13 protein-coding genes are annotated in these 13997 nt (G+C 27.6%); all 13 read right to left on the reverse strand.

Annotated features, from left to right (window positions below; all coding sequences use genetic code 11):
- Positions 1-84 precede the first annotated feature (84 nt).
- Positions 85-519 carry a DUF188 domain-containing protein gene (locus MTX53_RS10655; RefSeq protein WP_244833757.1) on the reverse strand — a complete coding sequence of 145 codons (435 nt, stop codon included), beginning with the start codon at positions 517-519 and terminating at the stop codon, positions 85-87.
- Positions 520-1872, reverse strand: a complete 1353-nt coding sequence (locus MTX53_RS10660) for a glucose-6-phosphate isomerase (RefSeq protein ID WP_244833758.1) — start codon at positions 1870-1872, stop codon at positions 520-522.
- 72 nt (positions 1873-1944) lie between these two features.
- Complete coding sequence (locus tag MTX53_RS10665; RefSeq protein WP_244833759.1) at positions 1945-2238, reverse strand: DUF2089 family protein; 294 nt, start codon at positions 2236-2238, stop codon at positions 1945-1947.
- Between the two features lie 35 nt (positions 2239-2273).
- Complete coding sequence (locus MTX53_RS10670; protein WP_244833760.1) at positions 2274-2552, reverse strand: hypothetical protein; 279 nt, start codon at positions 2550-2552, stop codon at positions 2274-2276.
- Between the two features lie 159 nt (positions 2553-2711).
- Complete coding sequence (locus tag MTX53_RS10675; RefSeq protein WP_244833761.1) at positions 2712-5237, reverse strand: heavy metal translocating P-type ATPase; 2526 nt, start codon at positions 5235-5237, stop codon at positions 2712-2714.
- Between the two features lie 11 nt (positions 5238-5248).
- Positions 5249-5545, reverse strand: a complete 297-nt coding sequence (locus MTX53_RS10680; protein ID WP_244833762.1) for a metal-sensing transcriptional repressor — start codon at positions 5543-5545, stop codon at positions 5249-5251.
- Between the two features lie 195 nt (positions 5546-5740).
- Entirely contained in the window at positions 5741-7384 is a 1644-nt protein-coding gene (locus MTX53_RS10685; RefSeq protein ID WP_244833763.1) for an alpha-amylase family glycosyl hydrolase, read from the reverse strand.
- 63 nt (positions 7385-7447) lie between these two features.
- Positions 7448-8143: a SprT family zinc-dependent metalloprotease gene (locus MTX53_RS10690; protein ID WP_244833764.1), complete on the reverse strand. Its 696-nt coding sequence runs from the start codon at positions 8141-8143 to the stop codon at positions 7448-7450.
- A gap of 29 nt (positions 8144-8172) precedes the next feature.
- Positions 8173-9171 (reverse strand): inorganic phosphate transporter, encoded by a 999-nt coding sequence (locus tag MTX53_RS10695; RefSeq protein WP_244833765.1) that lies wholly within the window; start codon positions 9169-9171, stop codon positions 8173-8175.
- Positions 9164-9790 (reverse strand): DUF47 family protein, encoded by a 627-nt coding sequence (locus MTX53_RS10700; protein WP_244833766.1) that lies wholly within the window; start codon positions 9788-9790, stop codon positions 9164-9166. The genes MTX53_RS10695 and MTX53_RS10700 overlap by 8 nt, the downstream gene beginning before the upstream one ends.
- Positions 9791-9902: 112 nt before the next feature.
- Positions 9903-11093 carry an iron-containing alcohol dehydrogenase gene (locus MTX53_RS10705; protein WP_244833767.1) on the reverse strand — a complete coding sequence of 397 codons (1191 nt, stop codon included), beginning with the start codon at positions 11091-11093 and terminating at the stop codon, positions 9903-9905.
- Between the two features lie 257 nt (positions 11094-11350).
- Positions 11351-12652, reverse strand: coding sequence for a hypothetical protein (locus tag MTX53_RS10710; RefSeq protein ID WP_244833768.1), 1302 nt, complete (start codon positions 12650-12652; stop codon positions 11351-11353).
- Between the two features lie 16 nt (positions 12653-12668).
- Positions 12669-13223 (reverse strand): SLATT domain-containing protein, encoded by a 555-nt coding sequence (locus tag MTX53_RS10715; RefSeq protein ID WP_244833769.1) that lies wholly within the window; start codon positions 13221-13223, stop codon positions 12669-12671.
- Positions 13224-13997: the final 774 nt, after the last annotated feature.

Genomic DNA, 13997 nt, shown 5'->3' on the forward strand with positions numbered 1-13997 from the left:
TTCTTTAATACAAACTCAAGTTTAGATATTTTCTAAATATAATCTTCTCTTTAAAACGTTTACATATATTTATAAAAATTTTTTTTATTTTGAAATTATTAATTTTTCAAGAACAGAATATAGTTTTTCATCATCTTCTTTAGTTCTCTTTTTAATTTTAGAACATTTTTTTCCTGCTTTTCTTCTTTTTAAAGATATATGTCTACTATATAACTTATCATCTATATTATCATCAGTATACATTTCACCTTTTGAATTAATCACTTTTGCATATTTTAAAAGGCACATAGCAGCAACTCCATAATCATCAGTTACTACAATATCATCTTTTAAAGTATTATTTACAACATACATATCAACACTTTGGAAACCATTATCAACCATTTTTATATCTATATAGCTGCTACTATATAAATGAGAATAATCACAATAAAGTAAAGCGTATATAGAATATTTTTCTACTAATAATTCAATAATGGAGATGCCAGGACAGGCATCTCCGTCAATTATTATCTTCAATTATTTTAATCTAGCTTCAAGAGCTTCTTTCATATCTTCGTATCCTGGTTTTCCAAGTAATCCGAACATATTCTTCTTATAAGCTTCAACTCCTGGTTGATTGAATGGATTTACTCCTAAAAGATATCCACTAATTCCACATGCTTTTTCGAAGAAATAAACCATATATCCAAAGTAATATGGTGTAAGTTCTGGAACATTTAATACGATATTAGGAACTCCTCCATCGTTATGAGCTAATAATGTACCTTCAAATGCTTTCTTATTAACAAAATCCATAGTCTTTCCAGCTAAGAAGTTTAATCCATCTAAATTGTCTTTATCTTCTCCAATTTCTATTTCATACTTAGCCTTCTCAACATTGATTACTGTTTCGAACATTATTCTTCTTCCCTGTTGTATATACTGTCCCATTGAATGAAGATCAGTTGTGAAATCAACACCTGCTGGGAATAATCCCTTATTATCTTTTCCTTCTGATTCTCCATAAAGTTGTTTCCACCATTCATTGAAATAATGAAGTGCTGGTTCATAATCAACTAAAATTTCAATTTCTTTTCCTTTATTGTAAAGGCAGTTTCTTACTGCTGCATATTTATAAGCATCATTTTCTTCAACTGATGGAGTATCATATGCTTTTCTTGAATCCTGAGCACCTTTCATCATTTCATCGATATCAATACCAGCTGCTGCTATAGGTAATAAACCAACTGCAGTTAAAACTGAATATCTTCCTCCAACATCATCAGGTACTACAAAAGTTTCATATCCTTCAGCATCAGCTAAAGTCTTTAAAGCTCCCTTTTTCTTATCAGTTGTAGCATAGATTCTCTTTCTTGCTTCATCTAAACCATATTTTTTCTCAACATATGCTCTTAAAATTCTAAATGCTACTGCAGGTTCTGTAGTAGTTCCTGATTTAGAAATTACATTTAAGCTTACGTCTTTTCCATCTATTGCTTTTATAAGTTCTGTCATATATGTAGAACTTATGTTATTTCCTACATAAAAAATCTTTGGTGCTGTTCTTTTATCATCATCTAAAGAATTGTGAAAATTGCTTGTAAGCATTTCTATTGCTGCTCTTGCTCCAAGATATGAACCACCAATTCCGATTACTATTAAAACATCAGAATCCTTTTTAATCTTTTCTCCTGCTTTTTTAATTCTTGCAAATTCTTCCTTATCATAATTAACAGGTAAGTCAATCCATCCTAAGAAATCGCTTCCTGCTCCAGTTGCGTTATGTAATTTTTCATGAGCTGACTTAACCATGTCATTCATGTTCTTGATTTCTTCTTCATTTAAAAATGACATAGCCTTTGATAAATCTAGTGATAATCCTTTACTCATCTAATACTACCTCCATAAAAATTTTTCTTTTTATATTATAGCATATTATTTCATATAATATTAACTATGCTATTACTTTTTTTCTTTATTATACTTATCAATTATAATTTTTGCTGTTTCAATATCTATTTTAGAATCAACAGCAAGACCTTTTATAAATTTTAAAAATGGCTCTTCTTTTTTATTCTCATTAAGTTCAATCTTAGATATAAGCTTATCAAGTCTAAGTCTTACAGTAGGATATGAAACATTATAAAATAGTGCAATCTCTTTTAGAGAACCTGATTTTAAGATAAAATTTTTTAAAAAATTTATATCTTCATCGCTAAGCGCTAGTAACCACTTAGGTATTTTATCTATTTCCATTTTACTTTCCCTCTCAATTCACAATAATAAATAAATTATAAATCTTTTGCTTTCATTTTTTCCAATTCTTTTTTCTTATTTCTTTTTACTTTTTCTCTTCCTTCAGTCCATATTGAAATAAGTACCAAAAATCCAATTACAGATTGATATGTCATTTTTCCTATAAAATCATTATCTATAATCTGCATTGTAATGAGAAATATACCAAATAATACTGGTAATATTGCTCCAAAAAGTACACTTTTTCTTGTACTTAAAAAATACTGTCCACCACATACAAATAAAGTTATTAAAATTGTTATAATAATTCTCATTTTTTATTACTCCTTAAGCATTTACTTTAACAATATTTATTATATGCTTAATATTATTAAATTCAATATTTATATATATTAAATTAATCTTAATTATATTAAATGTAAAAAAAATAATCATGGAAAAATACATTCTCCATGATTATAAAAATTCATTTTTTAATAAACTATCTTATATCCTGCACTCTCTATAACTTTAATGAATTCTTCTTTTTTTATATCTCTATCTGATTCAACAAAAGCTTTATTTTTATCTAATTCTACATTTACGCTTTTTACTCCGTTTATACCATTTAGAGCATCCTCTACATGTTTTTTACAATGCTCACACATCATTCCTTCAATATTTAATTCATACTTCATATTATTTTTCTCCTCTTTCCTATTTTCAAAATGTTCAAATTTTAAATTTCTAAGACGCAGTGCATTTAATACAACACATACACTGCTCATACTCATAGCTGCAGCTCCTATCATAGGGCTTAGTTTTATTTGAAATAACGGATATAAAACTCCTGCTGCAAGTGGAATAGAAATTACATTATAAAATAATGCCCAAAATAAATTTTCTTTTATATTTTTAATAACAGAACTGCTAAGTTTTATACATGATACTGCATCTAAAAGATCATTTCTTATAAGAACAGCATCAGCGCTTTCTATAGCTATATCTGTTCCACTTCCAATCGCTATTCCTACATCTGCTCTTGCAAGTGCAGGTGCATCATTAATTCCATCACCTATCATTGCAACTTTATGACCTTTTTTCTGTATTTCTGATACATGTTTTTCTTTATCTTCAGGCAGAACCTCTGCTATTACGTTATCTACATCTATTCTTTTTTTAACTGCCTCTGCAGTTTTTTTATTATCTCCTGTAAGCATTACTACATTCATTTTCATTTTCTTTAAAAGTTTTATTGCTTTTCTGCTTGACTCTTTTTCAACATCAGCAATCGCAATAATTCCTAATACTTCTTTTTCATCAGCTAATATTATCGGAGTTTTTCCCTGATTCGCAAATTTATTTACAAAAAATATAACATTTTCTTTATATATATTCTTTTCTTCAATAAGTGCGGTATTTCCCAGGTAATAACTCTTTCCATAAATAGCTGCTTCTATTCCTTTACCAGGAATATTATTAAATGAATCGATTTTATATTTTTCTATTTTTTTCTCTTTAGCATACTTAATTACTGCTTTTGCTAAAGGATGTTCACTTCCATTTTCAATTCCTGCACAAATTTTAAGTATACTTTCTTCATCAAGTTTTAATGAAATAATATCAGTTACCTCTGGTTTTCCTTCAGTTATAGTTCCAGTCTTATCAAGAACTACAGTATCAACTTCATGTGCTTTTTGAAGTATTTCACCTGATTTTATAAGTATTCCATTTTCTGCACCTTTACCTGTACCAACCATAATCGCAACAGGTGTAGCAAGACCAAGTGCACATGGACAAGAAATAACCAAAACAGATATTGCAGTTGAAAGTGAGAATTCAAGAGTAGCACCACTTATAATCCATATTATAAAAACTAAAATTGATATTGATATTACAGCAGGTACAAATATCCCTGCTACTTTATCTGCAAATTCTGCAATAGGTGCTTTACTTGCACTAGCTTCATCAACAAGTTTTATTATTTTACTTATTGTTGAATTTTCAGAAACCTCTTCTGCTTTTACCTTTATAAATCCTGTCTTATTTATTGATGCTGATATTACTTTATCTGAAACTTTTTTAAATACAGGAATGCTTTCCCCTGTAACTGCCGACTCATCTATATCTGCTGTTCCATATATGATAATGCCATCTGCTGGAATACTTTCTCCCGGTTTTACTAGAATAGTATCACCTTTTGAAAGTTCTTCTATAGGAATTACTTTTTCTTTTCCATTAACTTCTATTGTTGCTCTCTTTGGAGCTAAATCCATAAGCTTTCTTACTGCTTCACTCGTTTTCCCTTTTGATTTTGCTTCTAAATATTTACCAAGACTAATTAAAGTTACTATCATTGCTGCGGATTCAAAATATAAATCTTTTCTATATAAATTTACAATATCTATATATCCATATCCAAAGCCGTACCCTATCTTAAATATGGCAAATATTCCATAAACAATTGATGCACCTGATCCAAGTGCAACAAGGCTATCCATATTAGGACTTCTATTTAAAAGATTCTTAAATCCATTTTTAAAATATTTTTTATTTATATATATAATTGGAATAAGAAGAATAAACTGCGTAAATGCAAAAGTAATAGAATTTTTATATCCATAAAAAATATTCTGCATAAATACTGGCGGATTACTTGAGAAAATGTGAAAAATCATTTCACCCATAGATATAAACATAAGTGGAATTAAAAACACAAAAGAATAAATTAGATTTTTCTTCATATTTTTTATTTCATCATTAGAATTATTTTTTTTTGCATCTTTCTTTATAGATGTACCATTTTTATCATAAAGAGACGCTCCATATCCTGAATCTATTACATTTTGAATTATCTTTTCCTCATTTAATATATTTTCATCAAATTCGGTATTCATAGTTCCTGTCAATAAATTTACGCTTACTTTTTTAACTCCATCTAAATTTTTAACACATTTTTCAACTCGTGAAGAGCAGGCACTACATGTCATTCCAGTAATAATAAATTTTTCTTTTTTCATTTAAACCTCCTTTATTTAATCAATTTTTTAAATATAAACTCAAGTTCATCTAACGTTTCATCATTTCCTTTTTTTATATCATTAACTACACAATGACGCATATGCGAATTTAAAAGTACCCTATTAAATGAATTAAGAGCAGAACTTGCCGCACTTACCTGATTCATTATATCTATACAGTATCTTTCATCTTCTACCATCTTCATTATGCCCCTTACCTGTCCCTCTATTTTCTTTAATCTTACAATTAAATCTTTGTATTCTTTATCATTTCTCTTTGTACTTTTTCCTTTTGATATACACTCCATGCATTTGCATTCTTTATCTTTAATATTAATCGCCTCCTTTTATACCCCCCCTAGGGTATATTTGTATTATAGAATTTTATAAAATAAATGTCAAATATCATTTATTTTATCCTAATAAAAATAAAAATGGCTGCCGCTTATATCGGTCAGCCATTTATTTTTAGGTTCTGCATATAGTCATAAAATTATTCACATTTATTTAAATATAATAGTTCCATCTTTTCCTATATTAATGCTTTTTCCAGATCCAGAAGTATTATCTCCATAAGCATAAATAATATTATTAACATCATAAGGTGAATTAAATGAAACTGGCTTATCAGATAAATTATGAAATACATAAACTTTCTTTCCATCAAGTTCTCTTACATAGCCTAATATTGATTTATTGTCTAATTCAATGTTCTTATATTTTCCAGTTATAAGTTCAGGATTATTCTTTCTTACTGAAATTAAATTCTTATAAAAATTATACATAGAATTATTATCGTTTATCTGTGCATCTAGAGGATTTGTCTTTTTATTCATCATATCAGGTTCCCATGATGTATTCATGCTGTTATCAGAAGTTGACCATATAAAAGGAGTTCTCTTTTGAGGATCTGACCCTCTTCCTTTCATACCTAATTCTTCTCCATAATATATATATGGGTTACCTTTAAGTGTCATATATATGTTAGCTACAAGTCTTGCTTTTTCATCAGTTTTAACCTGTGACATTATTCTGTCCATATCATGATTTGAACCAAAAACTCCGTCTAAATATTTTGTATCAATCGAATCATATTTCTCATAAACATCATTTATCATTTTAGATAAATCTTTTTTATCCTTAGTTTCAGATTTATTTTTAGATACAGCATTTAATATATTCTGCTCAACTGCAAAATTAAATTTAGTATCAAATGGTTGTACATATTCTGGTAAAGTATTTAAATCGTTCCATGTTTCTCCTACAAGATATACATCTGGATTTATTGTTTCGCAGTAAGATGCAAATTCATTCCACCACTGAATATTGCTGTCAAGATTGCTTTTTTGTTTTTTAAACTCATTATCTCCATAAATGTGTATTGCCGCATCAAGTCTAAATCCATCAATTCCTAAATCAAGCCATTTTTTAGCTGCACTTTTTATTTCTGTTCTTACTTCCTCATTGTTATAATTTAAATCTGGCATCTCAGCTGAAAATATTCCATAGTATTCTGCATCAAAACCTGGATGCCATACTTCAGATCCCCATGGTGACTTGTCATCTTTAGAATAATTCTCTGTATCATCATCTGAAACCCATCTATAATAATTTCTATATTTACTATCTGGATTACTAAGTGCTTCTTTAAACCATGGATGCTGATTGCTTGTATGATTTATTACAAAATCCATAATAACTTTTATATTTTTTTTATGAGCTTCAGATAAAAGATTTTTAAAATCCTCTTCTGTTCCATAAGCTGAATTAATAGAATAATAATCTGTTACATCATAACCATGATATGATGGTGAACTAGTTATAGGCATAAGCCATATTCCATCTATTCCTAAATCTTTAAGATAATCTAGTTTTTGTGTAACTCCTTTAAGATCACCTATGCCATCTCCATTTGAATCTGCAAATGAGCGCACAAATATTTCATAATATACCCCTTGCTTTTTGCTCATATCCCCTTTATTTCTTGTAACATTTTCAAACTCGGCAGTATCATATGATATAGCAGATACTGTTTCATCTTTAGGATTTTCCTTCATTGCTGAAGAAGAAGCTTTTATACCTATGAATAAAACAACACATAATACCACTGCTGCTATTACTAAATAAACTTTGTTAAACCTTTTCATAAATGCCTCCATACCTTTTAATTTACATAATTTATATAAATTATAATATATTTCATGTTAAAATTAAAGAGTATTTAGCAATGTTTTTTGAATTCTTTTCCAATTAGGGTAGAATATGTCCATATAATTTTTAAAGTTTTTATCATGATTTCTGACATAAAGATGAACTAATTCATGTATAAGTACAAGCTTTAAACACTCCTCATGTTTTTTTACAAGTTCAAAATTAATCCATACTCTCTTATGTAAAATATTAATACTTCCCCATATTGTTTTCATTTTCTTTATATGATATTCATCACACGATTTTCCAGTTATTTTTTCACATTCAGGAAGAATTTCTTCTATTTTTTCTTTTAAAATACTTCTATACCATTTATCAATTAGAGCTTCTTTTTCTTTTTTACTACTTTCTTTTTTTATTTTTAGTATTATATTATTTTGATTAAAAGAAACAGATGATTTATCATCTTCTGTATAAATCACCTGTAAAATATAAGGTTTCCCCCATAAATAATGAGTTTCTCCTGAAATATAATTAAATTCTAAATGTTTATGTGTCTCATTAAACTTCTTTTTATTCTTCTTAATCCATTCAATATTAGATAATATAAATGTTTCAATCTGTGCTTTTGTCATTCTATTTGGAACACTTACAACTATTGCGCCATCCATACGGCGCACTCTTATGTACATATTTTTTATATTTTTCTTATTAATTTCTATTGTAATTTGATCAATAGTAATATATTTTTTCATATAGCACTTTCTGCCTTTTCCTTAATATTTTATATAAACAATTTCGCAATACAAATAATAATTGCAGAAAAAATCGCAGTTATTGGAATTGTTAAAAACCATGTCCATACTATGCTTTGAGCTATTCCCCATTTTACACATTTAAATCTTTTGCATGCGCCAACTCCCATTATTGTAGTAGTCATTACATGAGTTGTACTTACTGGAGCTTTAAAAAGTGTTGCTGTAAGTATTACAAAAGCAGCACCAATCTGTGCTGTAAATCCGTTTACTGGTGTAAGCTTTGTCATTCCACTTCCCATTGTTTTTATTATTTTTTTACCTCCAACAGATGTACCAAGTGCAAGTGATAATGCACATATTCCTATTACCCATGTTGGAACTTCAAATACACTTATAAGTCCGCCACTTAAAAGTGACATAGTAATAATACCCATAGATTTTTGTGCATCATTACTGCCATGGTTAAATGCAACAAAAGCTGCTGCTAAAATTTGAAGTTTTAAAAAAACTTTATTTACAATGCTCCTCTTAAATGGTTTTAACATACGATTTAAAATATTCATAAGTATATAACCAACAAAAAAACCAATAATAGGTGAAAGAAATAACCATAATACAACGCTATGGAAAAGGTTGTACCAATTAACTACATTAAAAGAATTATTATATGCAATTCCTGCTCCTACAAGTGCACCAATTAACGCATGAGATGAGCTACTTGGAATTGCAAAATACCATGTTAATATATTCCATACTATTGATGATACAAGAACAAACAGAATAACCCACTGTGGAGTAGTTGAATGACTTACAATATTATCTCCAACAGTCTTAGCTACTTCAGTTCCTGTAAATGCACCAATAAAATTAAAAATGCAGCATATAATAACAGCACTTCTTGGCGTTAATGCCCTTGTTGTAATTGAAGTTGCTACTGCTGTAGCCGTATCATGAAATCCATTAATAAAGTCAAATATTACTGCAAAAATAATTATCAAAATGGAAATAAAAACAGGGCTATGCATTTTTTATAACAACTCCCTCTACAATGTTTGCTACTTTTTCAGAACTATCAATTGTGTTTTCTATCTTCTGATATATTTCTTTCCATTTTATAACTGTAAGCGAGTCTTTTTCATTCTTAAATAAAAAAGCAACATCTTCTCTAAATGATTTATCAGCTTCACTTTCAATCGCAGATATTGCCATTATCTTATCTAGCAAAACTTTTGATTTGCATCCATTTTTCTTAAGTTCATCCATTAATTCATAAAGATTTCTAGTTGTATTTAATAAGTATCTACATTCTTTTCTAACTCTATCTGATGCTTCCATAATATCAAACATTATAAAACGATGCATTATAGAATTTATACAATCAAGAATATTATCCATTCCTTTTACTATCTGATAAATATCTTCTCTATCAATAGGAGTTATAAATGCCTCATCTAATTCTTTTGTTAATTTACGAACTAAATCATCGCCTATATCTTCTAATTTAGAAGTTTTCTCTACCTGCTCTTCTTTTTTATCAAGACAGTCTAGATTTTCATTTAATATTTTAGCTGAATTATAGACAGTTTTAGCTGATTGAAACAGCATATCATAAAATTTATCATCTTTATTACGAAATTTAAACATTTATTACACTCCTCAATTTATAGTCATTTAACAATTAATTAACAACTATTTAACATTATATCATAATAATTGTTTTTATGTCTTTATCTATCTAAATAAGGAATGTAATTTTTTATAAGATTATTTTTCTAATACATTTTTCAAAATCTTTCTTCTCCCATATTTGTGGAGTTGGGTAAATTTTTCCTTCTTGCATTGCCCATTTAACCATTTTTTGAATATCAGATTCTTTAATCATGTCAAACTTACTTTTAATATTCATTTCTCTATTTATATTTTCTATCCATTTTATAAATTTATCTGACTTATCCTTTTTATCATTTCCTTTTATAAAACATACATCTGCAAGATCTGCTAATTTATCATAAACAGATTTTCCATACTGTCTCATTACCTTAGGAAGAAGCACTGCCATTGCAAGTCCATGAGGAATATTATAAAGTCCACTTAATGTATGACCTATAGAATGTACATATCCAACCATTCCTCTATTAAAAGCTATTCCAGCTGCAAATGATGCCCTCTGCATATTAATTCTTGCATTAATATTATTTCCATCTTTATATGAATTTAAAAGATTATCATATATAAGTTTTACTGCTTTTTTTGCATTATCTTGTTCAAGCTTTGTAGTATATTTATAATTTGTATATGATTCAACAGCGTGACACAAAGCATCCATACCAGTCATAGCTGTTACAGACGGAGGAAGCGTAATAATAAACTTTGGATCGAGGACTGCAAAATCAGGAATAAGTGCAATATCACCCATGCCCTGTTTATGATGAGTCTTTGAATCAGTTATAACCGCATACATTGTAGTTTCTGTTCCTGTCCCTGCTGTTGTAGGTATTGCAATAAATGTAGGAATCTTTTTCTTTACTTTCATTCCAATAAGATCTGAAACCTTTTTATTAGGATGTATAACTCGTGCACCAATTGCCTTGCAGCAGTCAATCGGCGATCCTCCCCCTATTCCAATTAGCATTTTGCAATTATCTCTTTTATAAATATTTAAGCCCTCTTCAACATTTATATCTGTTGGATTTTGAACTACATCTTTATAAATTGAATATTTTATTGAATTTTTATCTAAATCATTTAAAAGAGAATTTATCATACCCTTTTTATATAAATTAGGTCCTGTAACAATAAGAGGTCTTCCTAATTTATTTTTTAATATAATTTCAGAAACCTTATATACAGAATCTATCCCTTCTATTAATTCAGGTACTCTAAATTTAAGCGTTTTAAAATAGTTTTTAACCACAAACTGTATTGTTCTGTTAAGTATAATGCTCATATTAATTCTCCCTGCTTTTTTCATAATAATCTATTTCAATTATTATAATTCAGAGAAAATAAAATAACAAGAAACAAGCTAATAATAAAGACCTTGAAACTTATAAAATAAGAGTTTCAAGGTCATTGATTTTTTATTTTTCCACAGGCTCAGAATATTTTTATTTGCCTCTTGGGGATATTCTGAAGTGTCTGTGAATATGGAGTTTTTCTGACTTTTCATAAATATTATAATTCAAACATTTTCAAAAGCACAAATTATCTTGTCGATATTGGAACTTCTATCCTATCTCTAGCAACACAAACTTCATTTTGAACTAAATAACATTCAACATAATGTTCTCCTCTAAAATCTGTTGATTCGTGATGTCTTTTATTATTAGTTTTTGCTATCTGACCTCTAATTAAATTTCTTCTTTCTGCTTCATATCCAACATTTCTAACTTTCCAATAGATATCATAATTACCTTTTATATCAGTTTTATATATAAAGAAATTGAGTTGCTTATTTCTGCTAAGCCAACTATTTTGCTTAATAATTGTGCTTAATAACTTATCTAAAAATCCATCTTGAGTTACTTTGCAATCAATGGTCAAATTATATCTAATATCCACTGGAAACAAGTCTTCAATAAATTGTTCTGTATCTATATATAAACTAGATGCTCTTGAATTTTCAGATACTGTTTGCTTTTTAGGAAATTTGCTTCCAAATATTTTTCTTAATTCTTTATTTAAACTAGTTGATTCTTCAGTTAAATCTTGTATTTGGTTATAAGCTTTTTTTGCTTTAGTTACAAATTTTCCATCATCACAATTGTTTACTTGTTGATTACTTCCTAATGCATACCAATAAGATTGGTCTTTATTTTGATTTTTTAAATACTTAAATAATTTTTGAACCATTTCAAAATAATCATCAAAATCTATATTTTTATAGTCATCTTTATCATTTAAAAAATTGTAGGATAATGTATCTATTAATAATCCACCAAATTTAAAACCCTGCTTATTCTTCCAAGCTCGTAACATATTTGCTATGTATTTAAAATTATTATCTGTATCTTCTGCTGTCTTTTTACTCTCTTCTTTTTCTGCTAACGGCTTAGTTATCTTCCATTTTCCTCCATTATGTGTGTCCGGATATTTGAAACTATCGTCAGATTGTTTGAATCCTGGAACTAATTCTACTGTATAGTTGTTGAAGTTAATTGCGACTACTTGTCCATCACCACTTATATCTGTCTTAGAATAACGTTTTTTTAAAACATTTTTTACATCTTGTAATAATGCGGATTGACCATTACTTTCATAGGCATCATATTGCTTATATATTTCATCTGGTAAATCAAACAATAAATCCAAATCACTTACACCCTTAATAGATGTTTCTCTTCCTACTGACCCTACCATATACATATGTGTCTCTTTATCATTCTCTATTTCATAATAATTATCATTTAATTTTTTTGCTATTTCACCAGTTGTTCTTTCCATATCACTTAAATTATCTAATTGTATATTGTCAATAAAAGTTTTGAAATCATCTTTAATCGCCATATTTTCCTCCCTTATACTATTGATTTTTTCTTGCTAAAATAGGTAAAAAACTATCTATCTCATCATCAGAATAAGTATTATCTTGTCTTTTTTTCAAATTATCTGATGCTTTATTTACTGCTTCTTCTTCAGTATCTAAACATTTCTTATAAATATCTATTTGTTTCTTTAATACTTCATCTCTTTTGCTTCTTAATAAATCTTCTGTATACTTTCCCATTTTAATATCACATAATATTGAGATTAATTCTTCTCTCAATTCAAGCAAATCTAATGCTGATTTTTTATGTTGTTTATGTAATGATTTTAAATCATACGTTTTAAAATACGAATTAATAAAGAATGAAATTGCAGATATTATTGCTGTTACTACTTTTAATGCAAATTCATCAATAAAAACTACAGCGAATATTCCTGATGTAGTCATTGCAGATAAAGCTATTCTCCAATTTTCTAATTTTTTATACCTATCTAGATATATATCACTCTGTTTTTCTTGTATTTTATGAGTCCATACTGTTCCTGCAAATATCTGCCTAAGTTGCCCTTCAATAATATCTATATTATCCATAACTATATCCTCCTGTTTTGTTAGCGCTCTTCTTTTGTGAATGCTAACAAAACTATTTTATTCCTATTTTTTTCCACAATCAACTAGCGTTTATTCATAACAACCTAACAGAATAACCTATTTAAATTTTTATTTTTAAATTTATCTTTATACTATATAGATACATTGATTTTTGTTTTGGTTTTATATTTTAAGAAATATTTTTAATTTTTAATTTTTAATTCGACTCTATGTATTGTTATAATTAAATCTATTATAATTATATATCTACTAGATTATTTTGGCAAAGAAAGATTTTTATTACATTTGATACATAAATAACGCACTAGATTTAATTTATTTTAAAATATTAATTTTATGCGAATTAATGTTACAAATACTCCAAAGAATAAAATTTATAAGAATTTTAATTTGTTTCTTTGTATTGGAATCTGTTGTGAAAATTATAAAAAACTTATATGTATATAAAATAAATTATATGTTATAATATAAATATAATTTATAAAATAAAAGAGCTTGAACATATCACCATATGTTCAAGCTCTATACAATCAGTTAAAGCAACTGATACCACTAAATTAAAATTTTTGTTTAAAATAGTAGCTAAGATTTGCAGTCCTGGGCTACTATTTTTTTATCTTCTTTATAAGTAATATGATAAATGTTAACAATGCAAGTAAAAAATTGCCTGCTGTGAATAACACTAATAAATCATTACTCATATGTACCACCCACTTATTCGGGGATTGTGGTATGAGTAGCCCTTAACTAAAT

It is taken from the genome of Clostridium sp. BJN0001 (assembly GCF_022869825.1).
Taxonomy (GTDB): Bacteria; Bacillota; Clostridia; order Clostridiales; family Clostridiaceae; genus Clostridium.